This window comes from Marivirga lumbricoides (assembly GCF_014636295.1).
In the GTDB taxonomy this organism is placed as follows: Bacteria; Bacteroidota; Bacteroidia; order Cytophagales; family Cyclobacteriaceae; genus Marivirga; species Marivirga lumbricoides.
Window position 1 is genome coordinate 32,138 of record NZ_BMEC01000010.1, and the last position, 25,094, is coordinate 57,231.

At 37.1% G+C, this 25,094-nt stretch carries 30 protein-coding genes and 3 tRNA genes; 10 read left to right on the top strand and 23 right to left on the bottom strand.

Annotation, left to right across the window (positions count from 1 at the left end):
- Positions 1-2: 2 nt before the first annotated feature.
- From IEV85_RS15280 to IEV85_RS15335, 12 genes are read right to left on the bottom strand one after another with little or no spacing between them, the layout of a single operon-like run.
- Positions 3-422, bottom strand: coding sequence for a hypothetical protein (locus IEV85_RS15280; protein ID WP_188464949.1), 420 nt, complete (start codon positions 420-422; stop codon positions 3-5).
- Positions 423-424: 2 nt separating this feature from the next.
- Positions 425-610 carry a hypothetical protein gene (locus IEV85_RS15285; RefSeq protein ID WP_188464951.1) on the bottom strand — a complete coding sequence of 62 codons (186 nt, stop codon included), beginning with the start codon at positions 608-610 and terminating at the stop codon, positions 425-427.
- Positions 591-1,526 (bottom strand): hypothetical protein, encoded by a 936-nt coding sequence (locus IEV85_RS15290; protein ID WP_188464954.1) that lies wholly within the window; start codon positions 1,524-1,526, stop codon positions 591-593. The genes IEV85_RS15285 and IEV85_RS15290 overlap by 20 nt, the downstream gene beginning before the upstream one ends.
- Complete coding sequence (locus IEV85_RS15295) at positions 1,527-1,838, bottom strand: hypothetical protein (RefSeq protein ID WP_188464956.1); 312 nt, start codon at positions 1,836-1,838, stop codon at positions 1,527-1,529.
- Positions 1,835-2,152: a hypothetical protein gene (locus IEV85_RS15300; protein WP_188464958.1), complete on the bottom strand. Its 318-nt coding sequence runs from the start codon at positions 2,150-2,152 to the stop codon at positions 1,835-1,837. The genes IEV85_RS15295 and IEV85_RS15300 overlap by 4 nt, the downstream gene beginning before the upstream one ends.
- 3 nt (positions 2,153-2,155) lie before the next feature.
- Entirely contained in the window at positions 2,156-2,698 is a 543-nt protein-coding gene (locus IEV85_RS15305) for a hypothetical protein (protein ID WP_188464959.1), read from the bottom strand.
- Positions 2,695-3,087, bottom strand: a complete 393-nt coding sequence (locus tag IEV85_RS15310; protein ID WP_188464961.1) for a hypothetical protein — start codon at positions 3,085-3,087, stop codon at positions 2,695-2,697. The genes IEV85_RS15305 and IEV85_RS15310 overlap by 4 nt, the downstream gene beginning before the upstream one ends.
- A gap of 11 nt (positions 3,088-3,098) precedes the next feature.
- On the bottom strand, positions 3,099-3,725 hold the full coding sequence (locus IEV85_RS15315; RefSeq protein WP_188464964.1) for a hypothetical protein: 627 nt from the start codon (positions 3,723-3,725) through the stop codon (positions 3,099-3,101).
- A gap of 37 nt (positions 3,726-3,762) precedes the next feature.
- Complete coding sequence (locus tag IEV85_RS15320; RefSeq protein WP_188464967.1) at positions 3,763-4,377, bottom strand: hypothetical protein; 615 nt, start codon at positions 4,375-4,377, stop codon at positions 3,763-3,765.
- Positions 4,378-4,402: 25 nt separating this feature from the next.
- Entirely contained in the window at positions 4,403-5,827 is a 1,425-nt protein-coding gene (locus IEV85_RS15325; RefSeq protein ID WP_188464969.1) for a hypothetical protein, read from the bottom strand.
- 5 nt (positions 5,828-5,832) lie between these two features.
- Positions 5,833-6,744, bottom strand: a complete 912-nt coding sequence (locus IEV85_RS15330; protein WP_188464971.1) for a transglutaminase-like domain-containing protein — start codon at positions 6,742-6,744, stop codon at positions 5,833-5,835.
- Positions 6,744-7,205, bottom strand: a complete 462-nt coding sequence (locus IEV85_RS15335; RefSeq protein ID WP_188464973.1) for a hypothetical protein — start codon at positions 7,203-7,205, stop codon at positions 6,744-6,746. Before IEV85_RS15335 ends, IEV85_RS15330 begins: the two co-directional genes overlap by 1 nt.
- A gap of 214 nt (positions 7,206-7,419) precedes the next feature.
- Between IEV85_RS15335 and IEV85_RS15340 the strand changes: the two genes are divergently transcribed.
- A complete protein-coding gene (locus tag IEV85_RS15340; RefSeq protein WP_188464975.1) occupies positions 7,420-7,602 on the top strand; it encodes a helix-turn-helix domain-containing protein in 183 nt (60 codons plus the stop codon).
- A gap of 58 nt (positions 7,603-7,660) precedes the next feature.
- On the opposite strand, the gene IEV85_RS15345 is transcribed toward IEV85_RS15340, so the two are convergent.
- The 5 genes from IEV85_RS15345 to IEV85_RS15365 form a co-directional block, all read right to left on the bottom strand.
- Positions 7,661-8,242, bottom strand: coding sequence for a C2H2-type zinc finger protein (locus IEV85_RS15345; protein WP_188464977.1), 582 nt, complete (start codon positions 8,240-8,242; stop codon positions 7,661-7,663).
- Between the two features lie 38 nt (positions 8,243-8,280).
- On the bottom strand, positions 8,281-8,532 hold the full coding sequence (locus IEV85_RS15350; protein WP_188464980.1) for a hypothetical protein: 252 nt from the start codon (positions 8,530-8,532) through the stop codon (positions 8,281-8,283).
- Between the two features lie 17 nt (positions 8,533-8,549).
- Positions 8,550-9,743: a hypothetical protein gene (locus IEV85_RS15355; RefSeq protein WP_188464981.1), complete on the bottom strand. Its 1,194-nt coding sequence runs from the start codon at positions 9,741-9,743 to the stop codon at positions 8,550-8,552.
- Between the two features lie 65 nt (positions 9,744-9,808).
- Positions 9,809-10,036 carry a hypothetical protein gene (locus IEV85_RS15360; protein WP_188464983.1) on the bottom strand — a complete coding sequence of 76 codons (228 nt, stop codon included), beginning with the start codon at positions 10,034-10,036 and terminating at the stop codon, positions 9,809-9,811.
- A gap of 78 nt (positions 10,037-10,114) precedes the next feature.
- On the bottom strand, positions 10,115-10,402 hold the full coding sequence (locus IEV85_RS15365; RefSeq protein ID WP_188464985.1) for a MerR family transcriptional regulator: 288 nt from the start codon (positions 10,400-10,402) through the stop codon (positions 10,115-10,117).
- 321 nt (positions 10,403-10,723) lie between these two features.
- Between IEV85_RS15365 and IEV85_RS15370 the strand changes: the two genes are divergently transcribed.
- From IEV85_RS15370 to IEV85_RS15395, 6 genes are all read left to right on the top strand, one after another.
- A tRNA-Arg gene (locus IEV85_RS15370) sits at positions 10,724-10,795 on the top strand.
- 71 nt (positions 10,796-10,866) lie between these two features.
- A tRNA-Ser gene (locus tag IEV85_RS15375) sits at positions 10,867-10,941 on the top strand.
- Positions 10,942-11,281: 340 nt separating this feature from the next.
- Positions 11,282-11,731 (top strand): hypothetical protein, encoded by a 450-nt coding sequence (locus IEV85_RS15380; RefSeq protein ID WP_188464987.1) that lies wholly within the window; start codon positions 11,282-11,284, stop codon positions 11,729-11,731.
- 263 nt (positions 11,732-11,994) lie between these two features.
- Positions 11,995-12,366 (top strand): hypothetical protein, encoded by a 372-nt coding sequence (locus IEV85_RS15385; protein ID WP_188464989.1) that lies wholly within the window; start codon positions 11,995-11,997, stop codon positions 12,364-12,366.
- The gene (locus tag IEV85_RS15390; protein ID WP_188464991.1) at positions 12,359-13,075 is read left to right on the top strand and encodes a hypothetical protein; all 717 of its coding nucleotides are present in this window, start codon (positions 12,359-12,361) and stop codon (positions 13,073-13,075) included. The genes IEV85_RS15385 and IEV85_RS15390 overlap by 8 nt, the downstream gene beginning before the upstream one ends.
- Before the next feature lie 328 nt (positions 13,076-13,403).
- Positions 13,404-13,958, top strand: a complete 555-nt coding sequence (locus IEV85_RS15395) for an REP-associated tyrosine transposase (RefSeq protein ID WP_188464993.1) — start codon at positions 13,404-13,406, stop codon at positions 13,956-13,958.
- Between the two features lie 54 nt (positions 13,959-14,012).
- On the opposite strand, the gene IEV85_RS15400 is transcribed toward IEV85_RS15395, so the two are convergent.
- Positions 14,013-15,218: an AI-2E family transporter gene (locus IEV85_RS15400; protein ID WP_188464995.1), complete on the bottom strand. Its 1,206-nt coding sequence runs from the start codon at positions 15,216-15,218 to the stop codon at positions 14,013-14,015.
- On the opposite strand from IEV85_RS15400, the gene IEV85_RS15405 reads away from it, so the two are divergent.
- Positions 15,202-15,411 (top strand): hypothetical protein, encoded by a 210-nt coding sequence (locus IEV85_RS15405; RefSeq protein ID WP_188464997.1) that lies wholly within the window; start codon positions 15,202-15,204, stop codon positions 15,409-15,411. The two genes, IEV85_RS15400 and IEV85_RS15405, sit on opposite strands and share 17 nt — an antisense overlap.
- A 287-nt stretch (positions 15,412-15,698) precedes the next feature.
- On the opposite strand, the gene IEV85_RS15410 is transcribed toward IEV85_RS15405, so the two are convergent.
- From IEV85_RS15410 to IEV85_RS15420, 3 genes are read right to left on the bottom strand one after another with little or no spacing between them, the layout of a single operon-like run.
- Positions 15,699-16,142 carry a VOC family protein gene (locus IEV85_RS15410; protein WP_188464999.1) on the bottom strand — a complete coding sequence of 148 codons (444 nt, stop codon included), beginning with the start codon at positions 16,140-16,142 and terminating at the stop codon, positions 15,699-15,701.
- A 51-nt stretch (positions 16,143-16,193) separates the two neighbouring features.
- Positions 16,194-16,991, bottom strand: a complete 798-nt coding sequence (locus tag IEV85_RS15415; RefSeq protein ID WP_188465001.1) for a (Fe-S)-binding protein — start codon at positions 16,989-16,991, stop codon at positions 16,194-16,196.
- A gap of 39 nt (positions 16,992-17,030) precedes the next feature.
- Complete coding sequence (locus IEV85_RS15420) at positions 17,031-18,353, bottom strand: 4Fe-4S dicluster domain-containing protein (RefSeq protein WP_188465004.1); 1,323 nt, start codon at positions 18,351-18,353, stop codon at positions 17,031-17,033.
- 95 nt (positions 18,354-18,448) lie between these two features.
- Here IEV85_RS15420 and IEV85_RS15425 point away from each other — a divergent pair.
- Together IEV85_RS15425 and IEV85_RS15430 are read left to right on the top strand one after the other, a co-directional pair.
- Positions 18,449-18,521 (top strand) — tRNA-Phe (locus IEV85_RS15425).
- A 298-nt stretch (positions 18,522-18,819) separates the two neighbouring features.
- A complete protein-coding gene (locus IEV85_RS15430; protein ID WP_188465006.1) occupies positions 18,820-20,241 on the top strand; it encodes an ATP-binding protein in 1,422 nt (473 codons plus the stop codon).
- 100 nt (positions 20,242-20,341) lie between these two features.
- Here IEV85_RS15430 and IEV85_RS15435 read toward each other — a convergent pair whose 3' ends face one another.
- Both IEV85_RS15435 and IEV85_RS15440 read right to left on the bottom strand, forming a co-directional pair.
- On the bottom strand, positions 20,342-23,902 hold the full coding sequence (locus tag IEV85_RS15435; RefSeq protein ID WP_188465007.1) for a PKD domain-containing protein: 3,561 nt from the start codon (positions 23,900-23,902) through the stop codon (positions 20,342-20,344).
- The gene (locus tag IEV85_RS15440; protein WP_188465009.1) at positions 23,903-25,093 is read right to left on the bottom strand and encodes a glycosyltransferase family protein; all 1,191 of its coding nucleotides are present in this window, start codon (positions 25,091-25,093) and stop codon (positions 23,903-23,905) included. It abuts the gene before it with no gap.
- Between the last annotated feature and the right edge of the window lies 1 nt (position 25,094).

Sequence of the window (25,094 nt, forward strand, 5' to 3'; positions counted from 1 at the left end):
AATCAGGTTTTTGAATTAATAATCTGTAAAGCAGTGACAAATTCTTCTGAGGAAAGTTCATCTTGTAAATCAGCCGACAGATTTCTGCCATAGAGGTCCCGGTATGCCCTTTGTACTTTGTTCATAAAACCATTAGGTATGGACTCCAACACAGTAAAAACCATTTCCTCATCTGTCCCCCACCCGAAATAATTGTCATTTTCGAAAGCCATTTTTAGCTGGGTGGCAAAAGCTGCAGGGTTGCCTTCGCTGAGTGCCTGTTGCTCCCTGATCCCTTGTTTGAAGTTCTTTACCAATGCCCTTGTTCCTAAAAATACACCCGTTGCTGCACCAAGTGCCAGAAGGGAAGAAGTGATTCGACTTCCCATACTGATCTTTGGCCTGTTTTGCCATGCTTTGTATGCCATTACTGGTAAAGCCATTTTTACTTAATATTGAGTTTCATTTTGACCACATTCCGTACAAAAGCGTCAGTCTTAAAAATCTTTTCCATCTTAATGATACCTTCAGCTTTAAAGCTATCTACCATCGTTTCAAAAGCTTTCTTTACCTGACTGGCTTCTACTTTGCTTTTAGCTTGTAGCTTCACATTAATATTGAATTCTTCCATTTTGATTGTCTTGAATAGTATTTACTCCCTCTTGCTGACTGGAGGCAGCTTGTTGTTTTGTTTTTCTGATTTTGCTCATTTGGGTCAGGTAGTAGCTCACCTTGCCAATCATACTTTCATCCTCCTTAGTTTGCTCACCGAGCTGCGCGATGAGTTGTACCACTTGCTCAAATTGCTCATCATTGAATAGCTCCTTGAAATACTCTGCTATCTGGAGCAAATTTTGTTGTTCTTCTGATAAGCTGTTTGCAGGAAGCAATTGCTTCATGTCTTCGCCACTGAGGCTACCCAAGGTAGTTGCCAGCCCCTGTATTTCTTTAGGGTATTTGCTGGCAAGTCCGCTTATAGCACCCGGGAGCAAAGCCTTTCCCAATTCAATCATGCTAAGCTTCTTAATAAGCTCATCGATCTCGGCAGATTTTTCATCGAGCGTATCCTCCGATTTTTCAAGTGCTTTTTCCAGCTTCTCTATTTCCTTTAGCAAAGCCGCATTATCTTTTTTAGCAGCTTCGAAATCTCTTTTGAGTAGCTCGTCCCTTAACAGATTGCTTACCTGTCCATGAATTCCATCTAAGGCTTCCTCCCTGCTTCGGGAAAGCTCCTCCAATTTGTGCTTTAACTGGTCATTTTCTAGCGATAGCTTCTGAATGGCCAGCTGGTCCTGCAGCTTTGCCTGGTCTTTAGAATAATTTAGATGCTCAGAAATTCCCATTTGAAATGTTGGCTTTTTAGCAGGAATGCTTTGCTCACTTTGCAGAATTTCTGCATCATTTCTTAACACCTGAAGATGTTGCTGAGCACCATTGAGCTTATGCTTTACATAGGCGCTTTCATTATCAATTCCTAAACGCTCCATCTCCTCATACTGCTCTTCGGTAAGTCTTACAGATCCTGGTTTTCGTTGCCTGTATTCCATTTAGTTGATCAATAGCACTTGAATAAATTTTACTTTTTTTACTTCATTTGAATTGTTTCTGATGATGATGGCATCGGCATGCTCATGTATATTTTCTGAGAGCAGCGGATTGCTATCATCATATTCACCAAGGTCTGAGCTGATGCTTATCCCTTCCTGGGCTTCCAGTAAAAACCAGATTTCATTATAAGCGGAAAGGATGATTTCCTGTCTCGCTTGCAGGTTCAAATCCTGGAAAATCATGCGGTGTTTCTGGAAACCTCTTTCCTCGACTCTTTGAGGCAGATATCTTAAGACAAATTCTTCAGTCACGATTGAATTGATTTCTCAGATTCTTCCAGCATCAACCAAATTTTGATCGTGTAGGGTCCCGAAGCCATTTGACTGTCTCTATAGGCTCCTGAAATGTAATCCCCCTCAATGTGTACATCCAGAGGATGTATTATTGGAATGCTGAGTGGTTCATTAAGCTCCATTTCAATCCCATTACAATTCAAGTCATATCCCGCCAGATATTGCTCCTGCTCCAAGGCATTCTGATCTCGCTCAATAGACACAATACTCGTTACATGCTCTTTCAGCTCCACACCCTGCTTGCTTATGATTGAAAGTTCTCCTAATTCCATGTTTTAATAATCCTCATCTTCATTCCTGGAATCGGCAGAAACACATAATTCTACAGTTCCGCAACCTTCATATTTACTTTCCCAGACCCAATAATATTCTTCAGAGCCAGTCCAAAAGTCTCTTAGTGAAATTGTGACCGGCTCTTTAAATTTCCCGGTTCTCCCATTGATGAACAGATTGTATTTACCCAGCTTGTGAGGCTGAGCATAGTACAGCTTTTCACAAGGAGGAACATGAACCGACAAGCAAAGCGTTGCACCAGTAGTCTTCTCGTTTCGTAACCTGTAGATCAGAGACTGAGAAATTGCTGCGTTCGGTGCACTTCCCACGTAAACCCTACTGGCAAAAGGAATTTCCGAAGGAGTATTATGAGTAAAGATGATTCCAACAACCTTATGTACCTGAAAAGGAATCTTCTGTTGGAAAGTCTGATATTGCCCTTTTTCGGTGATTTGCATTTCAATAGGGATTAACCGCCTCTTAATCATAGATTGATTCATTTCTGGATGATCATCTCCCAGTGCTTCCAAATTTTGTCTCATCATATCAATTCATCAATTAGTAAGACAAAAGAAACATTATAGCCATTTCCGATTCCAGCTCGCTCATGATCCTTATCTTCAAAGCGAACCTTGACTGACAAGTCCCCAGGGAGTACATCTCCTAGTTCAAAGAATCGCTCTCTCGGTGCTACACTGATGCTAGAAACGAGTATCTTACTATCAAAACCTTCAGGAAAAAGCTCATCGCCTCCTATTTCAATTTTTTGGCTGCCCCTGAAATAAAGCTTATGAGGAAAATCAGAGGTGAGCTGAATCCCTCTTACATATTTCGTTTTCTTGGGCAATTCCCAATTAAGAGGTGTATAAACCTTATTGGCTTTATCTACCCTAAATGAAAAGCTCTTTCTGATTTCCCTGGTATCCTTTTCCATCAGTAGTTAAATTATGCAGGTACAGTAGAAGTGCCAGCGAGTAAGACCTTGATTAAGGTGTTATCTGGGGCATCGTCTCCCAGTTCAATAGTGAATTCAAATTCTTCATCATCGCGGATGAACCTTGGGTTTTCCAGATAGTAAGTGCCTAAATGAATCTGAGTATTATTATCTGTTACAAACTCCTGCATAGGTCGCTCATCTACAATGATCTTTTTGTTGGCCATGAAGGTCCATACTCCATTTTGAAGGCCAGCTACTGACTTGATTGAATCGAAGTTGGTAGACTTGATCAGCTGTTTCCAGCCAGTATCAGACTGAGGTGTTTCACCATCAAATACTTTAGCGAGTAAGGTAATTCTATTGCAAAGGAATAATCTGTCTTTTGGTAGCTTTGACTGGGTCACATTAGTTACACCAATTTCCTTAGCGTCCTGTGTTTCAAACATGTGAATGGTAGCCTTGTCTCCACCGTACTTAATGGCATAGTATGCACTGTCGGATAGTTGGAGCCTTCCTTCTTTGATGCCTTCTGCTACTTTTACCATTGCAGGATCATGTTTCTTGCCAGCCTCTCTTAGAGAAAGGTGAGCATTAACGATTTCGAGAAATTGTTCTCTGGAATTTTTTCTGTTCATGTTGTTATAGTTGATTTATTTGTTCTTCAAAATTGAATTATGCTACTGCGTTTAGTTCAAGAGCATCGGTTCCGGCCAGATCCGTAATGTCCTGGTTTCCTAACATTCCGACATCACCAAAGCTGCCCATTTCTATGCCATCAAAGTTTCTTTGCTGATAGGACGTGTCTTCCACTATAGTTTCAGCATTGCCTGATTCTAATTGACGAATGATCTCATCTACCTCAGAGGTATCGAAGTTGCCCATTCCATCCATATGGCTGTTCAGCATCACGACTGAGCCATCTTCCATACCGTTTAATCCGATTTTCTCACTTAAGGAGGGGGAGAGTTTATCCAGATATACCTTTTTTCCCAATGCTTTAAGAGATGCCAAAGCCCTGGTTTTTGCATTAGCTATTTCATCCTGAAAGCCATCTAATCCACTGACCTCTTCATCCTGTCTTTGTCCAAAACCGTTAGAAGCCACCATTCCCACACCTGTGGATGTGAGCCAATCATATTTGTACCATGCACCACCAAAGATAGTTAGTGCGCCAATCCATAGGGAATGTCTGCCAACGGCTGAGCCTGCTATCATACCCACCAGTCCTGAACCTAAGTTCTTTCCTGTTTCGAGCAGGCTGTCTTTTACTTCTGCTTTTTTATTCATTCTTGTTGTTTTAAATAGTAAATTCTTATAGGAGTACAGTGGGAACCAGTTTTTTAGCTGGCTTAGCCTTCCGCTTGGCAGGTTTGTTATTATTTTTCGTCTTGAACCGGCCTTTACTATCCCTGCTAATACCGTTTAAAGACTTAGCACTTTTTTTCTTTTCCTTGGATTGTTTTACCACATAGTATACCCCACCACTTGCCAGAATTAAGCCTGCACCAACTATGAGTACAGTTTTATTCTTTTGAATAAAGCCTGGCGCTTTTTCTGCCGATGCTATGATCATCGGTTGAGTAGCAGAGCTAGCAATCATAGCCTGATTACCTGGAGAAGTAGATTTTGCAGCAGCGAATGGAGCAGATGGCTTTAAACTTGCGGTTTTCACTGCAGGTAGTCCTGGAACTGACTTAACTGGTACTTGGGAGCTGCTTTGAGGCAATTGTCTGACCACTGGTGCAACAGCCGAAGCATTACCTGATGAAGGTAGGGCAGGAAGAGCGGGCTTGAGATTGTTAACGGTCTGACTTATACTTTCCTTAATTTGGCTTACCTGGGCTTTTCCTTTATCAAAAACGCCCGTTATTTTGCTTAATAAGGCAGAGATTGAGGCTACAGCACCTGAGGCAGCTGCGATGGCAGTACCTGTTACAACGACCCCCAATCCTTCCATTTCGAGGCTGCCTTGGAGCATAGATTCAATTTCATCAGCATCCATTTCTACCACCATCCGCTCAAAAGGATCTGCAAACTCTTCCGTGAAGTCAAGAGGACTTCCTAAACCAAATCCATTCAGCGGTACAGCCTTGTCATTGTTTCCCTTTCCAGTAAGAATCGCTTTTTTTAGGTTTTCTTTCTTTCCACCAGCCAGTTCATAAATCTTATCAGCTTTGCTAATTGCCTCCTTTAATTTGGCAAAGCCGGACATATTCATACCTCTTTTCCTTGCTTCTGCCTCGCTGAGGTATCCAAATCGAAGTCGCTCTGCTACCTTCATCAGGTTGGTTTTCATGGCGAGCAGAAATCCATTCCTCAATAAGATGGTGGCCGGATTCATATAACGATTGACAGTTGATACAACTGGCTTAAGTATCTTGTTTCCGGTAAACTTTGCAGCATTTTTTACTCCCGTTGCTACAGGCTTGATTATCTTTTTACCGACAAAGCTTGTGGCTTTTTTAAGCCCTTTTCCAATCTTTTTTAGAAAACCAAGCTCGCCTAGCCCGTCCATTACATATAGGTTTTCTTCTGCATCGGCATACATGATTACATTACCTGCCTCATCCAAAATTTCATAGGCAATTTCAGGTTCTTTGATATAACCTAAAGCTTCAAGTGCTTCTAATTGATGGCCATTAATTTTTCCCTCTTCCAGTGTCTCAAAGTCTATGTCCTGAATATCCAGGTTGTCCAGTCCGGAGGCAGTGATGCCATCCAATCTATGTAGTTCCATATTTACTATGTTAAAAGTTGAATTATTTTAAAAGCTCCCATTCCTATGGCAACTGAAAACACTATTTTGCACAGTTTCCCGGCTTGTTTTCCAGAGCTTGGTAGGTTTTTAGTATTTAAAGACGGTGCAGCTGGTTTAATTTCTACAGTGCTTAAAGAGGCTTTAGGAAGCTCACTTTCTTTCATACCTGTTGATTGTTTTGAAAGTACTGGCTTCAAAATCAATTTTCTGGTGGGAGAACTTTCTGATTGTTTCGCCCGCACTATTTTTCGCAGCGCAAATTCTCCCGGTCTATCTGGTCCATTTAATAACAGATCCAAACTATCTACCCCACAGATGCCATTGTAGCCATTTATTTCATCTACTTTAGGAGTAGTGGACATGTCAAAGTCCATTACATCAGAATAAGGCACTTCAAAATCGAAGTGATCAGTCACACAATCCAGTGTAATGTGAGAGCCGTTATTTAGCGTTACTATTGGATAAATGTGCTGAAAATTAGGTTTTCCTCCATACTTGGTAATCCTTAGTTGATGAGGGATATTTAAATTGGTTAAGATGCTGGAAATAAACACACTGTAACAGTCGCAATCCACTCCCTTCCTCCTGTCAGCCCATGTTCTGGAAGGCCTTCTTACCTGTTCAATCCCTGCTTTATCCCTGGCATATTGGATATGATTGTAAACAAATTGCCAGATATTCCTGCATGTTTCTCTGACGGTTTGTCCCTTTAAACGTTGGGCAAGTAAGCGCGTATCTTCTTTAGTTTCCGGTACTATTTCTCTGATCAGATTGATTGTATGATGGAGCTGAGCCTTTCCGGCAGGGCGAACAACACTGTCAAGATTGATGCTTCGAGGCATCAACCTGTTAAACTCATGACCTGGCTTGATATATCTTTTTTTCAATGTCTCCATCAGATGGCCAGTTTGATTAATTCAGCTTGAGTGTAAGGGATTCCATTGACTTTGGTCGTGACTGTAGTCATGAGTTCGATAGTGGCTTTTTGTCCACTTCTTATACTTTGAACCAAATCGGATCCCAATGTTTGAATGAGAGCCAACCAGCCAACTGATTGAATAATAATATTAAAGGCTTTTTCTCCATGAGCAGGTAGTTCCAAAATTTCATCTTTTACTTGAGAAGAACCAATTGATACTTCCTTATAAGTAAGGTTTACAAATGGAAATTGAAGTGATAATGATATCGGGTTAGGGTTTTGTAAACGTACAGAAGCTTTCAACTCAATCCCGGAAAGCCCCACTTTATTAACTGCCAGAGTTGTGCGCGTCACTATGGTATTGGAGGCTCTATTTAACCTCAATAAATACCGACCTGTAAAAAAAGCGGCTGCCCCGCCAACAATCCATTTAAGCATATATTTTATTCTTTTGCTCAAATATTACAGTCGGAGGAGAAAGATAAAAATCAGCTTGGTAGGTCAGGGAAAAGGAAGGTTTACTCTCCTTTTTTAAGCGTTTAAAACTTATTTGTAGCTCTTTAGTACGTGGAATTTCATCTGAAAGGAAAAGATTGTACCTCTTGAATTATTTGAAGTACTCTCTTTAAGCTTTTATTTTTATTTTAGAGGCATGAACCAATCATTACAATTTAAGAGTAAAGCCGAGCTGGCCCGGGAAATGGGAATCAGTCGTGAAACTTTAAGAAAGAAACTTAAGGATATTGATGGACTGAATACTGGTAGGAGACAGTTATTATATCCAAGGGAGTTGAAGAGGATTTATGAGGAGTTTTGTTTTTCAGATATCAGATAGATAAAATATAGCAGTTTTGGATAGCTGGAAGAGCTTAGAGATAATTCGTATACCATTCTTAGTGAACTTTCATATGTCCATTTAGTGCTTTAATGGATTTGAAGGACTTCTCGCAGGAACCACACTGGAACTCACCTACTAATTCCTTTTCCTGTTTACGTTCAGGAACAGCCTGTATGTTTACAGCCTTGTAAACAGTTCTTTTCTTTGTGGATTTCTTGTTTTCGGCTACTTTTTCTACAAATAGTTCCGCGTAACTATATCCTGTAAACGCTAATACACCAGCCAGAAAGACTTTCGTAAAACCGACTATATACTGAGAGGGTATAAATCCAAAAGGGTTGAAGTAAAGCAAGTTTATAATGAAGGCAAAGCATGCATAAAGCTGAGGTTTCTTTTTTATGTAATGAATAGTAAACACTAGTATGGTCAGGTCAAAACTGATGGCATAGAAGATGGAGTAAATACGTTTGACCAGATCATTGCCTTCAAAAGGAGAGATTTGATAGAATAGCTCATGGGAATGCATAATCATAGGTATTGTTCCTGCAATTACTACTAAAAATATGAATTTCCTTGAGTAAAGGAAGGTTTCAAAACGTTCGAAATAACTGCTACTGGTGGCTTGTTCTTTTTCCATAATAATCTTTTAAGAAACTGAATCAAAGACCAGTCCACTTAGACGCGCACACCCTTTTTGTATTTAGCTATTTCTTCACCGTTGTTTTTGTTTACATAGATAATAGCGGTTTCCCATTTTCCTTTAAAGGTTTCCAAAAGCATTTTTTCCAGCCTTCTTATACCCAGCGCCATGTTTGGTTTTGCGCTTTTGTGCGATTTATCTCGCGAATAGAAGGTTCTGGAGTTACCATCATAAAACCATACAATACATTTAGTTAATGCACCATTAATTGCGTTTTCAGACATCATAAGATTGCTTATCTAAGTTAAAATATTCTTCGGATGTACAAATAATAGGCTTTCAGTAGCTCAGGGTTGTTCATTTTGCTTAGCCTCTGTTCCTGTAATCTAAACAGTTGCAAACGAGATAGGTGTTTATACCTTCCCTTTCCTTCCTCATGAAGTCGATGCTCATTCCGAACCTTCTGAAGCATCAGCTGCTGACTAATTTCAGTCTTGAGAATTTCCCTTTTGACGAGCCATTTTAAGGTTTTTTGAAAATCATTCTTATCATTGTGAGGACTAAAGTAGATATGAGGTGGTGGAACCCAATGATTAGGAGATTTATCAAGCCACTTCCTAACCATGATCACACGCTCAATAGCCTGTTCATGATATTTCAACCAGTCTTCCTTTGAAAGGGATGAGTTAAGCTTCATGTAAACTGTTGCCCAAATCATGTTCATGATGTCTTTTTGCTCGGGTTGACTTAGAATTAAATCAGGGTATAGGAGCTTTCTGCTGAATTCCCAAAACTGCCGGATTAAAAAAAGTAAGGAAATGCGATCTGCTCCATCCGGTTTTGCTGGATTATTAGGAACAGATTTCGCATTTTCCCCCGTGTTCATGTGAGGTTCATGTAATGTTCTTGTGAGCTCGCCTTCAGGCAGCTCACTATGGTGATCCCGCTTTTGCGGGAGAACATCTTCTAATCTATCCACATTGCTATTATTATTTTTCTGTTCATGAAGTACATGAACTAAAGGGTGAAAATTTTTCCCTTCTGAAGTTTGACCATCTAATTGAAACCGTTTTTTTTCTTTTTTTCCAGAAGCGTCTTTATTGGCACTTTGATTAGGAAAAATTATACTAGTATTAATCCAAAGCTCAATTCCTTGAGCGCCCCTGTTTTCCTCAGCTATAATAAATCCTGCCATTTTAAGTCGAGCCTTATGGTTGAGGATAGTTCGAACTGTGCAGCCTTTGCAACTGGCCAGACTCGTATTGAATGTTTTAAATCCTTGGACTTTCTGAATAGTCTTGTCATAATTGTTCTGCAGGTTGTTAAGCTGCTTGAGGTAAAGTCTTATGATCAATTCACAGGTAGCTCGGTGATTGGCATTTAGTTTTTCGGTTAATTGGGGATGCTTTTCATTATGTTCATCAATAAAGACTTTTGTAGCCGTGAATACTGACTGAAAATCAAAGTGATGATAAGCGTTAAAATTTTCTGCAATCATAATTCTTGACCTTCGTTAGTACATGAGCAGCTTAGACTATCAAAAAGGGAAAGACCTTCCATATTTTAAAAATTTATTTTCTGGGAATCTATTAGACTATTAACAAAATGAACAAGCTGTAAAAAAGAGTTTTCTTTTATCATTGCGCATCTTTTCCTTCTGTCATAATAGCCATCCAGTAGTTTACATTTCAGGAACAAGCCAAGTTCTCTGGCACTCCAATTAAATTTTGTGGCTACCTCTGGATACTTTTCTATTAATTCAGAAGGGCTCAGATAATTAAGTTCTTTCATATATGGTTGATAGTTTATCTTGATTAATTACAAGAAAAATTTGGCAAAAGTATGTTTTAGTTTTGTATATTCACAGGGTTATCTGGTGTTTTCACTTGCTTCATACGCAAATCGCTCAAGTTCAGACACATGTATAGACCATGTTCCACCCGGACTGTCTTGCCTAGCTTTAAGTTTCCCTGTATTACAGTAGTGTACCACTGTACTATATTTCATACCTGTTGATTCTGAAAACTCCTTTGGGGAATAGAATTCCTTAGTATTTAAACTATTGGAAATAGTTTGTGCTATATCGTTAATTAATTTGCTGTAGAATTGCTCTAAATCCCGGCGGGTCACTAGTTGATTAAGGTCATCTGTTGTCATGCTGATTATATCTAATTCAGCCGCTAAATAAGGCAACAAATTATTGCGCAGAAAGGCTATTCATACCAGTTGCATAGCCATATAAAGGGGAAGGGTAGGGGTATAGCTGTAATCTTAATGGTTTGGTTTACAGTCTGTTTACTTTTAGAGTTTTTTATAAAAAAATGAAAAATATTTTAAGGTTTGTGAGAGATAGGCAATTTGTGTAGTTTTGCAGAGCAAAAGTGATAGAGACGCTTTACTATTTGAAGGGTGATTTTAATGATATTTTTAAAGGATTATCCGCCCTGATTTTAAAGAAAAATACACCTCAGTATTACTGGCCCTGTAGTTCAATGGATAGAATATGGCTTTCCTAAAGCTTAGATGTAGGTTCGATTCCTGCCAGGGCTACTACTTTTTCAAACTTAAATTTGAGTTCACTAACTGTTCACTAATTCCCCACATACTTTTCTTATAGATTTGGCTTTCAGATAGTTATAAGGAGGGTTAAAAAGTTTCCTAAACTTTAGATGCAGGTTCGATTCCTGCCGGAGCCACTTTTTATATAGAGAACCCCACCTTATATTTATAGATTAAGTAATCCAGATTAGATTATTAACCCTTCTCACCTTCGTTCGTAACGAAGATGCTTAGACTAGGCATTTTCAGTGTTTAGAAAAAGATAATCTATCCTTCTGCTGGAGCAAGCTTTTAACATTATAAAAATAGGAGAAAATGTATACAGTTCAGCAAGGGATTATTCTTGAAGAACAGGTTTAGTATAAGTTAGCTTTCTGAGTTGAAAACTCATACTTTGAGAATCCTCGTTGCAAACTAGGTTTAGCGGGCTAATTACCTATGATTTACAAATTGGGAATTGATTTAAAGCAGTTAAAAATGAATCAAAAGAATTATGTGTTATTTATTGGAGCAATTGTATTAACACTATTTGGCAGTATTCTTTCTCTTTTTTTTGTTTTTCGTGAAATTAAAGAGGTTGTTAACTATTATAATGATGGTGTTGTTGTCGGAGGAGAGATTTTGGAAATAGGAGAAAAAACTGACGAATCATATAGAGAACTTACTATTAGATACAGTTTTAGAGAAGAAACTCTTTCAGCCAAAATATACACAAAAGATGGATCCTTAGAGGCAGGAAACATTATCCAAGTAATATTATTACCTTCCGATCCTAAAACTCTTGTAATCAATACATTTAAAGGAAAATATTCTAATATTATTATTTCACTGATACTATTCCTGTTTTTTTTAAGTGGGTTTCTTTTGATAATTAAATATAGAGATTGGTTGTTGCGACAGGAAGGTGGTGTTTGGCCTTATGGATAGGTTACTTTCGACTTCCCCACTAACGCGCGTTGCGCAGCTAAACGCGTGCTATTTGCTTTTTAGCACCCTATGTCTAAGATCACAAGAATTGTAAAATAGGATATGTTTTTATAAGTTCAATTATCAAAGAATTGAAACAAAACCATGTCTGAGAAATATAAATTTAATAATCCGGAAGGAATATATTTTGTAACCTGCACCATAGTTTATTGGATAGATTTATTTACCAGAAAAGAGTATAATCACATCATTATTTAGGTTGAATGGAAGCTAAATTTAGAAAAGAAATGAGAATTAAATATATATTGTTTGCTCTACTAATTATTGGATGTTCAAAAGATAAAAATAATAGTATTTCTTCGTATGAGATTCTGAATACAAGCTATGCGCAAAAATTAAATAAAGAAAAATTTCTAGTGATGTATAAAAATCCTCTAAATATAGGTTATTTTTCAAATGATACATTAATATTTGATTCCATTGTTTTTGTTTTGAAGCAACCCATTAATTCTTCTAAAGGTGATTCGAAGGGTGGTAAGGATTTAATGGATTATGATGTGATGTATAAGCAAGGAGCGGACTACTCGGATGAACAGAAGAAAGTGATTAAGGAAATAGCAGGGGAAGATGAATAGAAAAATATCTATAATATTAATTATTATTTTAATCGGTTTTTTTTTAATTCGAATTAGACCTATTGATTTTAAACAAAAAATAGAATTAGCCATTCTTGAGCAAATAGATACAGATTTTCTCTGGAGAAACTTGAGATATATTCCAGAGAATATTTCTGAAAGGTTTAGTTTTAAGTTGTTTAAAGAAAAAGGAGAGTCGAAAATATATTGTGTTAACTATTCCTATAAGAGTGTTTTTTACTCCTTTTATTATGGGGTTTGGGCAAATGGCGATATTAATAATATTAAGAAGGGATTCGTGACAAATCCAGCAAATGGGTTTGATATGACGGATTTAATACAAATTGAGGCATTTAATAGAATAGCCAAAGAATTTAATTGGTCTAATACAACATTAATACATAATTTTTCTTTTTTTCTATCTAATTTTTGTGAAATGGAGTACAGTCTACCTTTAGAAAGTGTAGATGATTATGAACGTATAATTGGACAGTATCCTTTGAGCAAAGAAAAGGAAATTATACTAACCCCTATACTGTCAAGAAACAGGGTAGAGAATTTATTAAATAAAGAAGATAATGGAATTTATTATTACTGGTATTACGATCAAGGCTTGATGAAGTTTAGTTACCATTTAGTCGGTGGTGAGGTGAAATGGGTAAAGTCATCCTTTGTTGGATATTTAGGCAATGAAATCACTCGTATATGAGTGCGGAATAAATCAATAGGCAGAACCAAAAAAAAATTAAACAGATGAGGAAATTAGAAGCTACTTGCTAATATTTTCCTGAAAGAACTGATTGAATTTTTTAGTGGTGAGCATTTTATCCCCCGCTGGCGCACGCGTTTTCGCGTGTGTCAAAAGCATCAAGACGCATAAGCCTGTCTTGTTTTAGCATTTCCACTAGCGCGCGTTGCGCAGCAAAACGCGTGCTATTTGCTTTTTAGCACACTATGTCTAAGATCATAAGATCACAAGAATTGTAAAATAGGATATGTTTTTATAAGTTCGATTATCAAAGAATTGAAACAAAACCATGTCTGAGAAATATAAATTTAATAATCCGGAAGGAATATATTTTGTAACCTGCACCATAGTTTATTGGATAGATTTATTTGCCAGAAAAGAGTATAGTCACATCATTATCGATACTTTAAGATATTATCAGAAGAAGCGAAATTTAAAAATTTATGCATTTTGTATTATGCCTAGTCATTTACATTTAATTATAAGCTCAAATGATTCAAATGAAAGCCTGGGAGGTATCATGAGAGATTTTAAGAAATTAAGTAATAAGAGAATAATAGAGGGAATCAGCTTATTAAATGAAAGTAGAAAGGAATGGTTATTAAGGGCGTTCCAAAATGCAGGGAAGAAATTGAAAAGAATAAAATCTAATAAGGTGTGGCAGGATGGAAATCGATCTATTGAATTAGATAATAATTTTATATTGCAACAGAAACTAGATTACATTCATAATAATCCTGTTGTATCAGAGATTGTTGAAGAAGCAGTGGATTATAAGTACAGTTCAGCGAAGGAATATGCTAGCTTAAGAAGTGGATTGTTGGAAATTGAATTATTGTGCTAAGCACGCGTTTAGCTTCGCAACGCGCGCAAGCAGAGCCGCTTTTACTTCCTCACTTTAACTCTTAAACCACCCTTTTACCTTCTTGGCCAATTTAGATTCCATGCCCTCGCCTTCACCACTGTCCTCAATGCCCAAAGTATAACCTAAAGGCTGAAGAATTGGCACATGGTCTGAAATCGATTTGATAAAACTAAATAGAGGCAGGAATACAATCATGCCAATCACTCCCCACACTGCTGCACCAATTACTACAGAGAAGATGGTGAAAAGCGGATTTACTTTTATTCTGTTGCCCACCAGGAAGGGTTCAATCAGGTAGCTTTCTATAAACTGAGCAATCATATAGGTTCCTAGCACAATCCAAACTGCATTCAAGTGGCCAGTGGTGATGTAGGCCACAGCTAAAGCTATTACCCCTCCTATTAAAGGGCCCACATAAGGCACCAGGGAAAGCACTGCTGCCAGAAAAGCCGTAGTAAAAGGACTTTCCATGCCAGAGATGGAGAAGCCGATTGAGTAAACAATAGTAAGTGCCACTACAAGAATGGTTTTACCTATCAGAAATTGCCGCGCCTGCGTTACTATCTTTGATAGTATAGTTTTGCCTTCACTCTGATGCTTTTCAGGAATAAACTTTAATGCCGCTTTCCTAAATTTATCTCTGTATAGCAGCATAAAGAAAATGTAGACAGCGATTAATAGCAAATTGCCAAAAGAGTTAAAAGTGCTTGACGCTATTGCGGTAAGCTGTCCTTTTACTGATGAACTCATGCTACTCTTACTATTTTGAGAAGATTTATCCGCTTGATCAGACTGATTGGTTGCAGCTGAGTTATTGTTGTTTTGTTTTTCAGGTGGAGATGGATTTTCTCCCGCTTTATTATTGTCTTCCAAAGGGTTGTCTATCGTAAAGCCACTGTTGTTTTCTACAAAAGTTTCTAATCTGCTAAACTGTTGACTTAGCCGGTCTTCAATGTCCGACCACTGATCCGTCATTTTCTTTACCTCCATCCCTACTGCCCATAATGTGCCTACTATAAATAGTACAAATATCAAATCGGAACACAAGGCGGACCAACCTTTCTTCCAGCCTTTTTTTTCGAGGAAATTTGCCACGGGAGCCAGCATCATGGAGAGTATCATCGCCAGAAAGATGGGAGCTAAAATTCCCTTGGCTCGATTCATTCCTAAAAACAGAAAATAGAATATGCCTACAATGAGGAAGACAACTAAAAGGAATCGAATGAGCTTGTTATTCATAAAAGAAGCGCTAAAGATAAAAAATGCTCTACTGGCAATTAGCAGTAGAACTGAGCCTGTTGAGATTAATCAAGGCAATACTTCTAAGAAAGGATACGGGAAATTCGGAAGGCTGTTTGTTTTAGTGGTATTTAATGGTAAATCCGGAGGTATTTATGCACAATTTCACACTGTTAAGATGTTGTGGAAATAGGCTCGATGTTATTCTGCCTCCTCTCTTCCAGGAATAGAGGGGAGAAATCTGCTATATATAAGGTATCAATTGAAAATTTTTAGAGGGACTTCGATTACTAATTTATAATGATCGCCTGCAATTTTAGCTTCTCTTCAGAAAAAAGCCTGTGCTGACTAATGGGTAAGAAGACTGGTCCGGAATGAGTCAGAAAAACTGAGATGTCCTAAAAACACGCTACTTTCAAGTTATCTCATTTGAAGTTTAGTTCAAAGACTGGGAAGGATTGATAGTCTATCCCTATTAAATCAATAATCATTATTTACTTCAATCCAATAGCCATTCGGGTCCTGAAAATAGATTTGCTGTACACCATCCACCCTTGTGGTAATAGCTCCCTTCTTACCAGGCCAATCTTCAAAAGGTATTTTTCTTCTTTTCAGCAGACCTACAAATGACTCCATGTTGGCAATGCTAAAACACAGATGATTGTTTTTGTTAACTGATATTTCCTGCCACTCCCCTTCAATTAAATGCAATTGGGAGTTGCCTAACTTAAACCAGGTATGTTTTCCGTCTTTAAAGGGCTCTTCTATTTGTTCTAACCCAATAATTTCAGTATAAAAAGAAGTGCTTTGCTCCAGGCTTTCCACATAAACTGCAATGTGATTGAGTTTTACCTGAGCGTTTAATGCTAAAGAAAATAAGAGCAATGAGGTTAGCAAAGTGTTGAGTGCAAAGAGTCTTTTCATGAAGAAGGTATTTATTGGATTAAAACATTTTGGAGGTAAAAAAAAGGGCTTTTACAAGCCCTCATTTTTTGCGATTAGTTCAGCAAGATCCAGCACTTTTACACTGCTTTCCTTTTCTTTGTTTTTTACGCCATCGCTCATCATCGTCATACAAAAAGGACAACCTGCAGCAATTACTTCAGCACCAGTGTCCAGAGCCTCCTCTGTTCTTTCAATATTTACTTCCTTTCTACCAGGCTCAGCATCTTTAAACATCTGAGCACCCCCGGCACCGCAGCATAAGCCCTTCGTTTTACAACGTTTCATCTCTACCAGTTCAGCATCCAGAGCTTTAATTACATCTCTCGGTGCTTCGTAAACACCATTGGCTCTACCCAGATAACATGAGTCATGAAATGTTATCTTTTTACCTTTATACTCGCCACCACCTTTAAGTGTGATTTTACCATCATTGATTAATTGTTGTAAAAAGGTCGAATGATGGATGACCTCGTAATTACCTCCTAATTCAGGATATTCATTCTTCAAAGTATTAAAGCAATGAGGACATGCTGTCACTATTTTTTTAACATTATAGCCGTTCAGCACCTGTATATTGGACATAGCCTGCATCTGGAAAAGGAATTCATTTCCGGCTCTTCTGGCGGGGTCTCCTGTACAGGACTCCTCGGGGCCTAAAACTGCAAAATTGATTCCTACTTTATTTAAAATTTTAGTGAAGGCAATAGTTACAGCTTTATATCTGTCATCAAAAGAGCCTGCACAGCCCACCCAGAAAAGTACTTCAGGAGACTCTCCTTTGCCACTCATTTCTTGCATGGTTGGTACTTTATATGTTATATCACTCATTTCGTTCTTTTTAAAATTAAAATTTTAGATTTTTTAAGCTTATTTCTCTTCAGTCAATTTCTTTGCCCAGTTAAATCTGTCTGTTGGAGGAAATTTCCACGGAGCAAAGCTGGTTTCAATATTTTGGAACATGGCATTCCAAGATTGAGGTGAGCTGGATTCTTCCATTGCTTTAAACCTTCTGCCCTGCAAAATAATGTCGAGAGGGTTAATATTAACTGGACAGGCCTCTACGCAGGCATTACAACTTGTGCAGGCATTTATTTCTTCATCGGTAATGTAGCTATCACTGAAAAGCGGATTTCCTTCTTCTGCAGGTTTGCCCATTTTAATGTTTTTACCCATTTCATCTATTCTGTCACGGGTGTCCATCATAACTTTACGAGGAGAAAGTTTCTTGCCGGTAATGTTTGCAGGACATTCTGCTGTACATCTTCCACATTCTGTACAAGCATAAGCGCCCATAAGGCTTACCCATTCTAAATCGTTTGCATCTTTGGCGCCAAGCCTTGCCACTTCAGCAGGAGGCTCTCCACTGGTAGCTCCTGTATCTATTCCAAGCATCGATTTTACCTCGGTAGTAACATCATTCATGTTTTTCATTTTGCCTTTAGGCTCAACCCTTGAGTAATAGGTGTTAGGGAAAGCCATGAAAATATGAAGGTGCTTAGAATAAGTTACATAAACTGCAAATGCCAGAATGCCTATAATATGGAACCACCATGCAAAACGCTCCACAAATACTAATGTGCTTATGCTCATATTTTCAAACAGGGGTATCAAAAAGCTACTGAAGAAGAAAGAGCCGGTCTGGATGTAATGCTCGTCTCTTCCCTGCAAAAGTTGATCAGTAGCATTCATGGTTAATATAGCTAGCATTAAAATTATCTCTATTACAAGAATAAGGTTGGCATCAAGCTTTGGCCAGCCTGCCAAAGGCTTAAACCTGTCTACTTTCAGTACATTTCTTCTGATAAGAAATACCACACATGAAAAAAGGACTGCTACTGCTAAAAACTCAAATACGTTGATAGCTACAGTGTAGAATGAACCTAAAGCAGGAGCAAAGATTCTGTGAGTTCCTGCAATACCATCAATAATGAATTCCAATACTTCCAGGTTGATGATCAGAAAACCTCCATAAATTAAAAGGTGAAGAAATGCAGGGATAGGTTTTTTAAACATTTTTTTCTGACCAAGAGCAATCAGGAAAGTATTTTTCCATCTTTCAGGCTTATTGTCTGATCTGTCAGCTTTCCGGCCAAGTTGAATATTATTTTTTATCGTTCTGATTCTTCGGGTTAAAAAGAAAATTGCAATTGCAAGTACCAGAAGGAAAGCGATTTGCGAGATGTATTCCATAGGTTGTGTTTAACAGTCTAAAATTTTTTTTATAATTTATTTCAAATTCTTTTTGCAGGATAAATTATTTATCTACTTTTGCACCACTCTATCACGGTGCTGTAGCTCAGTTGGTAGAGCATCGGACTGAAAATCCGTGAGTCGGTGGTTCGAGTCCACTCAGCACCACAAGCCTCGCTTTTAAAAAGTGAGGCTTTTTTGTTTCTTTTATATAGGTCAATTTCTATCATTATTTATTGGGTATAATTTATACTTTTTATTTGAGAAACGCTATTACAAGTAGCAGGAACCTTGAATCATCAACTAATACCAACTATCAAGCCTTTACCAAATAGAAATATAAAAATAAACATTGGAGAGCAAAAATAGTATGCATACCTACTATTTTTATTTTATTTAAAATCAATACAGATAAGTGAATTCACTCTTAAGTTATTAATTTAGCAATCTTTTAAATGAAATTGATTTGATTCAATCTGCATTATTTGAAGAATTCTTACAAAAACTATTTTATAGCTTTATAGGTCAGGCTATATGGGGAATTATCTTATCGCTTGTACTTTGGTATTTTTATAGCCTATATAAAAAGAAGCACCTAAAAATTTGGGCATTAAGTTGGTTAGCCTTTTCATTCTACCTGTTCCTTTCTTTGGGTACTATGTATTTTGCCGATGACTCTCCCTTCAATAATATCTGGCAAAGCCTCTTTACATTTTCATTTATGATTGCCGGATTGTGCCATATTTTCTGGCTTTTGTATGGTACATTTCTCCTTATTGAACGAAAGGGCTTAAAACCAAGAATGGAGTATTTTGTGTACCTGATTATAATTTTAACCAGCTTATTTTCTAGTGTTTTATTCATTTTTGAAGATAAATCAGAAATCATCTTCTCAGTAGTAGCGCCTTTGGGGCTGAAGTCACTTATTGCAGGCCTGGCATTCATTTTAGCAGGTATTACTATCATGCGGATAGGTAGAAGAAGTAGTACTGTGGGTAAAAATTTGTTGTGGATCGCTTTTATTCTGTACGGGTTTGAAAGTCTTCAGTACTTTCTTATATACTTTCGAATGATTTTTGAGGATAATTACCAACTGGAATTGAGCTACTCAGTTGCTATTATTGATTTTCTTCTACTTTCCCTCATCGGAATAGGTATGGTAATCTGGCTGTTGGAAGATGAACGTACTACGCTGGAAAAGACTAATCGTGAACTGGACAGCTTTCTATATAGCACCTCTCACGATCTTCGTGCACCGGTAGCTTCTCTTTTAGGGCTTATCAATATTGCCAGGCATGATGTGAAAGAGGAGAGCGGTAAGAAGTACATCGACATGATGGAGGATCGTGTAAGAAAACTAGATGATATTTTTAGTGATATTCTCAATTATTCCAGGAACATTAAAACTGAGATTCACCTTAAAACTTTCAGGCTGGGTGAAATGATAGAAGATGTAATTGCCGATTTAAAATTTAATCAGGGGGCCGATTCTATCAGGTTGGATTACGATGAGCAAATACATCATGTGCTCAGAACAGATTATTACCAGTTAAAAGTGGTCATTTCCAACCTGCTTTCCAACGCTGTTAAATATCATGACGCTACCAAGCCGGATCAATACATTGCTATCCGATTTGAAAGAATGGATAGGAATATCCAGATTTCGGTGGAGGACAACGGCAAAGGGATAGCTAAAGAAAGCCAGCATAAGGTGTTTGATATGTTTTATCGGGCTACTAGTGAAGCTGAGGGGTCAGGGTTAGGGCTTTTTATAGTAAAACAGGCTCTGGAGAAAATCAATGCTGATATCTTGTTGAAATCGGAATTAGGTAGGGGAAGCACTTTTAAAGTAATTATAATGGGCGCAGCTGTTAAATGGGAAGAATGAGTTTAATTACTGGAAAATACAAATTAGCCATTCACGGTTGATTAGAAAGATCACTTCCAGGCTCGCAATAACCTTTAAAGTTATATTTTGAAGAAATTGTTTACCTGAAAACAACTTTTTTCATTTCTTCTTTTCCCTGGTAGCTAATCCGAACGAAATATACTCCGGCTTTCAAATTGCCTCTTTCCAGAGTAATCTCGTTATAGCCATCTTCCAGGTTGTAGCTATACTGTCGGTTTTGTTTACCATCAGCTTGTTCAAGGTTAACTAATATATTTCCCTTTTCAGGAATGATAAGTGGAATAGTTAGTTGAGTTGTGGAAGGATTAGGGTACAGGTCCATAATTTTAAAAGTACTTTCCAGATTATTGCATACCCTGTTGTCACTCTTTTTTTCTTCTGATAAAATATTACTTTTAATAGATGCACTCAGACAAATCCTGCTCAACCTTTTTAACTGATTTTGAGAAAGCTTAGTGTTAAGAGCATAATTTATGGTGCTTTCAGGATTAATTGTACGGTCTACTCTCTCTGTAATACTGTACGCTCCAAAATCAACAATAAGGTCTACTTCTTGTGGAATTATGCTGCCTTTGTTAGTGATAGAAACCACGAATTCTGTAAAATCATCTGAAGGAATTATCCTTAAATTCGCTAATGAAAAGTCAAGTTCCGGGGCTCTTACTCTAACCTGTTGTGAGGAGGTAACAGTACATCCCTCAGGATTTTTAACTAACAGATTGATAAAATAGGTACCGGCTGTCTCCAAAACCTCGTTAAGCACTGAGGTAGTAGATACCACCTGATTATTGATGCTCCATTTATAAGAGAAGCCAGCTACAGAATCAACTTTTGTATTAACAGAAAATGGATAGGCACCTACTAATTGTTCTAAGGTAAAGTTGACCGAAGGAATAGGTTCAATTGTTATTGTTTGAGAGGTGGTTTCAACGCATCCTGAAGCAGTAATAGCTTCAAGGATTATTGTATAATTACCCGCTTCTTCAAATGTAAATTCAACATTTTCATCATTGGAAACCAGCTCTCCATCTATTAACCAATTATATGATTCTAAAGTATTTCCTTTTAGGTCAGTTGTGTTTTGGAATGTTATAGACGAGCCAAGGCAAGGTTGTGAAACTGCGAAAGAGGGTACAGGGTTGGGTAAGATTCTAATCGTTTCTTCATACTCATTGCTACAAAGTTGTTGGTTTTGCTGCCTGTATCTCAAGGTATAATTTCCAATATTGAGAAATATGTAAGTGAAATTTTCATTTGCTCCAACAGATACTACTTCCCCCTTACTATTTGATAATTCCCAGTATTGCGAAGCGACTTCTTCATTACTATTACCATTAAATGTGATAGAATTACCTACGCACTTAGGAGTATAGTTAAATAGCGGCTCAGGAACTTGATTTACCATTACTGTTTTTTGTTTGTTGCTAACACACCCATCTGCTGTGGTTACTTGCAGGCTTACCTGGTAAGTACCTGCTTCTGGAAAAGTGAACTGAGGGTTAGCAAAAGTTGATATATCATCTGTTCTTCCTGCAATGCCAAAGTCCCACAGGTAGTCAGTAACATTTGATAGCTCCAGAAAAACTTGTTCATTGAATTGAATGGGCTGTGTAGCACAGGCAATTTCCACTTCAAAGTCTACCACTGCAACAGGAAAAACTTCAATGTTTTGCTGAATGGTATAGTCGCAGCCATTGGTGGTAAAGGCTGTGAGGGAAATGTTTTTAACACCTGCTGTTTCAAATGTGTATTCAGGGTTTTCTTGAGTGGAGGTTGTACCATCTCCAAAATCCCAGAGATAGCTGCTTATAAAATCACCAGAACTTGTATTATTAAATGAAATGGATTGGCCAAGGCAGTTATCAATGGTAGAAAAGCTCACTTCCGGCCCTGGATTAACAGTAATAGTTTGCTCAGCGAAAGATTCGCAGCCCGCAAAAGCAACAGAGAGCCTCACCGTGTAATCTCCTGCTGACTGATAAACATGTTCTGGGTTTTCTTCTGTTGAAGTAGTTCCATCTCCAAAACTCCACTCATACGTAGAGATGGGAGGAGAGTCAGTGGTGTTAGTAAATAAAGTGGGCTTTTGCGAACAGATGGCCCCCTGCGCACTGCTGGAAAACGTAACCGGCAGAGGTTCATATAGTGTTATAGATTTCTTAATTCTATTATTACAGCCATTGGCTCCTTCTACTTCCAGAATAATTTCATATGTGCCCGGGCTGGTAAAAGTGAATTCAGTATTTTGCCCCGTGGCTGTATTGCCGTCTCCAAAATCCCAGTTCCAGCTGCTGATGCTTTCATTGCTGATACCTGTAAAACTGATTGGATCAGTAATACATAGATTTGCACCTGTTTCAATATCTATTTCGGGTGCAGTGTTATTGGTAACGGTAATTTCTTTGGTGATGGAGGATGAATTGCCTTCATCATCATAAGCTGTTAGGGTGATAGGGTAAGTGCCGGGGGCGGAGTAGGAAATGGTGGGTTGGGTGGCGGTGGAGAATACTAAAGAGCTTGAGCATTCATAATCATTTTTAATTAAGAAAAACTTAGAATCTGGATTATTATTATCCTTCAGAACTATACCTTTCCAAGTCCCCTGATCTCTAAAAAATTTAAGGGCATAGCCCTCATTGTAAATATTATCCAAACCATACGTTACTATATCATCAGTATTAATGCCTGATTCAATATTTGTAAGTTTAATTTTACTTAAAATACCCTCAAAGGTTAGAGTGTGCAAATAAATACCTTCACGGGACGGGGTTAAATATAAGCTATTAGGTCTACCTGAAAAAAGATTTGAACCAATGAGCGTAGGTGTTTCAATGTAACCATTCATTATATTAGGTTGGAACTTCCCTCTGTAAATTGTACTTGTATTAAAATCAGAAATAAAGGAATACCATCTATCATCTTGCTTTATAAGTTTGACATCTCTTGATGAGGTAACACCAGCAATACTATTTGTAGTAGATGTATTTGTATTTGAAATTAGACTTTCAAAATTGTTATTAGTTTTTAAAATATTTATACTACCATTTGTATTATTAGTAATAATATAAAAATTATCCTGGTCTTTAATTAGTTGCATTTTTACTAACCCTCCTGATAAACCTGATTTCAACAAATATTGAGAAGGATTATTGCTTAAAATATTATTTCCAAATTTCAAACTTTTAACTGATGCATCATCCCTATTATAAATTAATACGTACCAGCTATTATTATGATATACCATTTCAATAGAAAGAACTCTCCCTAAGAAACCAGAATTAATTGAAACCTCTTCAACCAACGTAGGAGCAGCATTCAAACCGTCCTCATATAAAAATCTATAAAGTATATTACTATTGTAGCCGGCTGCAAATCCTACCCAATGATCATTTACTTTTTTCACATCAAATGCCAAAAGTCTACCGGAACCTGGTAAAGTCCCAATTTCAAAAGTAGTTGAAATACCATTAAAGTCTGAAAAACAAAACTCCCATTCATATCTATGAGCATCTGAAGCAGTATTTTCAAATTGAAACTGTTCCTCTAAGCAAGTTTCAGAGGGTAAATTAAAATCAGCTATAACTTGGGCACTAAGTTTAAAAACTAATCCAAGAAAAAATATTGTTATGTAATATCGCATTTAATTACTGAAAATTAAACCCCATTTATCAATATAGCTATTAATATCTCTTTCCCTTAATGCTATAGTTCTTGTTTTGGTTCTAGAAATAGATAATAAATCTTCAATAACGTTTAATGAAATTTCTTCAATTTTACTAAATGCCAATCCTATATTTTCTTTTTCTATAATTAGATAATCATCAGAAATACCAACAGGGATCAGGGTAGGTAAACCACATGCCCAATACTCTCCATTTTTAATTGGAGAAGAAAATCTTCTACTTGGGATTGGCCTAATACCACAAAAACCAATATCAGCTGCAGATAAGTAATTTTTCACTTCTTCTTTCTTAAGGTACTTTGTTTTAACTTTATCGCATGCTATACCATAGTGGTTTAGTTTTTGATCAATCAAATCTTGAGAGCGGTTAGTCAATAATAAAAAATGAAATTTATCGGAATCAAGTTTTAGGCAATGTTGAATGAAATTGAAAAGTTCATCTTCCATATACATTCCTCCAATTTTACCTAAATAAACGATTGTTATTTGATCTTCTCGAATATTTAATTGATTTCGAATCTGAAGCCTTGATTCTTCATCAAAGTAATAATCACTCATATTAATACAAGAAGGTATTATATGTATTTGAGTTTTAATGTCCTCTTCAATTAATTTATTTTTATAGGCAAAAGTTGCAGTTATAATATGTTGGGCATGTCTCGCAATTGGAAGTTCCATCTTTTTTAAATATCTATATTCCCAACTTGATTTTTGCCAAACCCCCGACTCAAGCATGTAATCTGCATGTGGCTCAAAAGTATGAATGATATGTGGCTTCCTTGATAATTTGCTTAAATAGTGACCAATAATTGCCCCTGGAAAACCCTCTGAAAAAACTTTTGTTACTTTATATTTTTGAATTAATAAATAACTATAAAAAAGTCCAAAAGTAAAATCGAAAAACTTCTTAATCAATTTAAATGAACCAGAATGCCAAGAAGTTCTTTTCCAAATTATATTGTAATCAGTCAACTCATTTTCCAATTTTTTAATTTCAATTTTTGAAAGTGAGAATTGCTTTTGTTCCCATGTAAGCAATATGTATTGAGTATTATTAGATTGAATGGCTTTTAAATAGGGTAAAACTGCAGACTGAAATACAGGGTCTTTAAAGCTATAATAGGCAAAAATAAATATAGTGTTTTTCAAT

Coding starts and splice junctions, on each gene's coding strand:
- IEV85_RS15280 (WP_188464949.1), bottom strand. CDS start 422: ATGGCTTTACCAGTAATGGCATACAAAGCATGGCAAAACAGGCCAAAG.
- IEV85_RS15285 (WP_188464951.1), bottom strand. CDS start 610: ATGGAAGAATTCAATATTAATGTGAAGCTACAAGCTAAAAGCAAAGTA.
- IEV85_RS15290 (WP_188464954.1), bottom strand. CDS start 1,526: ATGGAATACAGGCAACGAAAACCAGGATCTGTAAGACTTACCGAAGAG.
- IEV85_RS15300 (WP_188464958.1), bottom strand. CDS start 2,152: ATGGAATTAGGAGAACTTTCAATCATAAGCAAGCAGGGTGTGGAGCTG.
- IEV85_RS15305 (WP_188464959.1), bottom strand. CDS start 2,698: ATGATGAGACAAAATTTGGAAGCACTGGGAGATGATCATCCAGAAATG.
- IEV85_RS15310 (WP_188464961.1), bottom strand. CDS start 3,087: ATGGAAAAGGATACCAGGGAAATCAGAAAGAGCTTTTCATTTAGGGTA.
- IEV85_RS15315 (WP_188464964.1), bottom strand. CDS start 3,725: ATGAACAGAAAAAATTCCAGAGAACAATTTCTCGAAATCGTTAATGCT.
- IEV85_RS15320 (WP_188464967.1), bottom strand. CDS start 4,377: ATGAATAAAAAAGCAGAAGTAAAAGACAGCCTGCTCGAAACAGGAAAG.
- IEV85_RS15325 (WP_188464969.1), bottom strand. CDS start 5,827: ATGGAACTACATAGATTGGATGGCATCACTGCCTCCGGACTGGACAAC.
- IEV85_RS15330 (WP_188464971.1), bottom strand. CDS start 6,744: ATGGAGACATTGAAAAAAAGATATATCAAGCCAGGTCATGAGTTTAAC.
- IEV85_RS15335 (WP_188464973.1), bottom strand. CDS start 7,205: ATGCTTAAATGGATTGTTGGCGGGGCAGCCGCTTTTTTTACAGGTCGG.
- IEV85_RS15340 (WP_188464975.1), top strand. CDS start 7,420: ATGAACCAATCATTACAATTTAAGAGTAAAGCCGAGCTGGCCCGGGAA.
- IEV85_RS15345 (WP_188464977.1), bottom strand. CDS start 8,242: ATGGAAAAAGAACAAGCCACCAGTAGCAGTTATTTCGAACGTTTTGAA.
- IEV85_RS15350 (WP_188464980.1), bottom strand. CDS start 8,532: ATGATGTCTGAAAACGCAATTAATGGTGCATTAACTAAATGTATTGTA.
- IEV85_RS15355 (WP_188464981.1), bottom strand. CDS start 9,743: ATGATTGCAGAAAATTTTAACGCTTATCATCACTTTGATTTTCAGTCA.
- IEV85_RS15360 (WP_188464983.1), bottom strand. CDS start 10,036: ATGAAAGAACTTAATTATCTGAGCCCTTCTGAATTAATAGAAAAGTAT.
- IEV85_RS15365 (WP_188464985.1), bottom strand. CDS start 10,402: ATGACAACAGATGACCTTAATCAACTAGTGACCCGCCGGGATTTAGAG.
- IEV85_RS15380 (WP_188464987.1), top strand. CDS start 11,282: ATGAATCAAAAGAATTATGTGTTATTTATTGGAGCAATTGTATTAACA.
- IEV85_RS15385 (WP_188464989.1), top strand. CDS start 11,995: ATGGAAGCTAAATTTAGAAAAGAAATGAGAATTAAATATATATTGTTT.
- IEV85_RS15390 (WP_188464991.1), top strand. CDS start 12,359: ATGAATAGAAAAATATCTATAATATTAATTATTATTTTAATCGGTTTT.
- IEV85_RS15395 (WP_188464993.1), top strand. CDS start 13,404: ATGTCTGAGAAATATAAATTTAATAATCCGGAAGGAATATATTTTGTA.
- IEV85_RS15405 (WP_188464997.1), top strand. CDS start 15,202: ATGAGCTTGTTATTCATAAAAGAAGCGCTAAAGATAAAAAATGCTCTA.
- IEV85_RS15400 (WP_188464995.1), bottom strand. CDS start 15,218: ATGAATAACAAGCTCATTCGATTCCTTTTAGTTGTCTTCCTCATTGTA.
- IEV85_RS15410 (WP_188464999.1), bottom strand. CDS start 16,142: ATGAAAAGACTCTTTGCACTCAACACTTTGCTAACCTCATTGCTCTTA.
- IEV85_RS15415 (WP_188465001.1), bottom strand. CDS start 16,991: ATGAGTGATATAACATATAAAGTACCAACCATGCAAGAAATGAGTGGC.
- IEV85_RS15420 (WP_188465004.1), bottom strand. CDS start 18,353: ATGGAATACATCTCGCAAATCGCTTTCCTTCTGGTACTTGCAATTGCA.
- IEV85_RS15435 (WP_188465007.1), bottom strand. CDS start 23,902: ATGCGATATTACATAACAATATTTTTTCTTGGATTAGTTTTTAAACTT.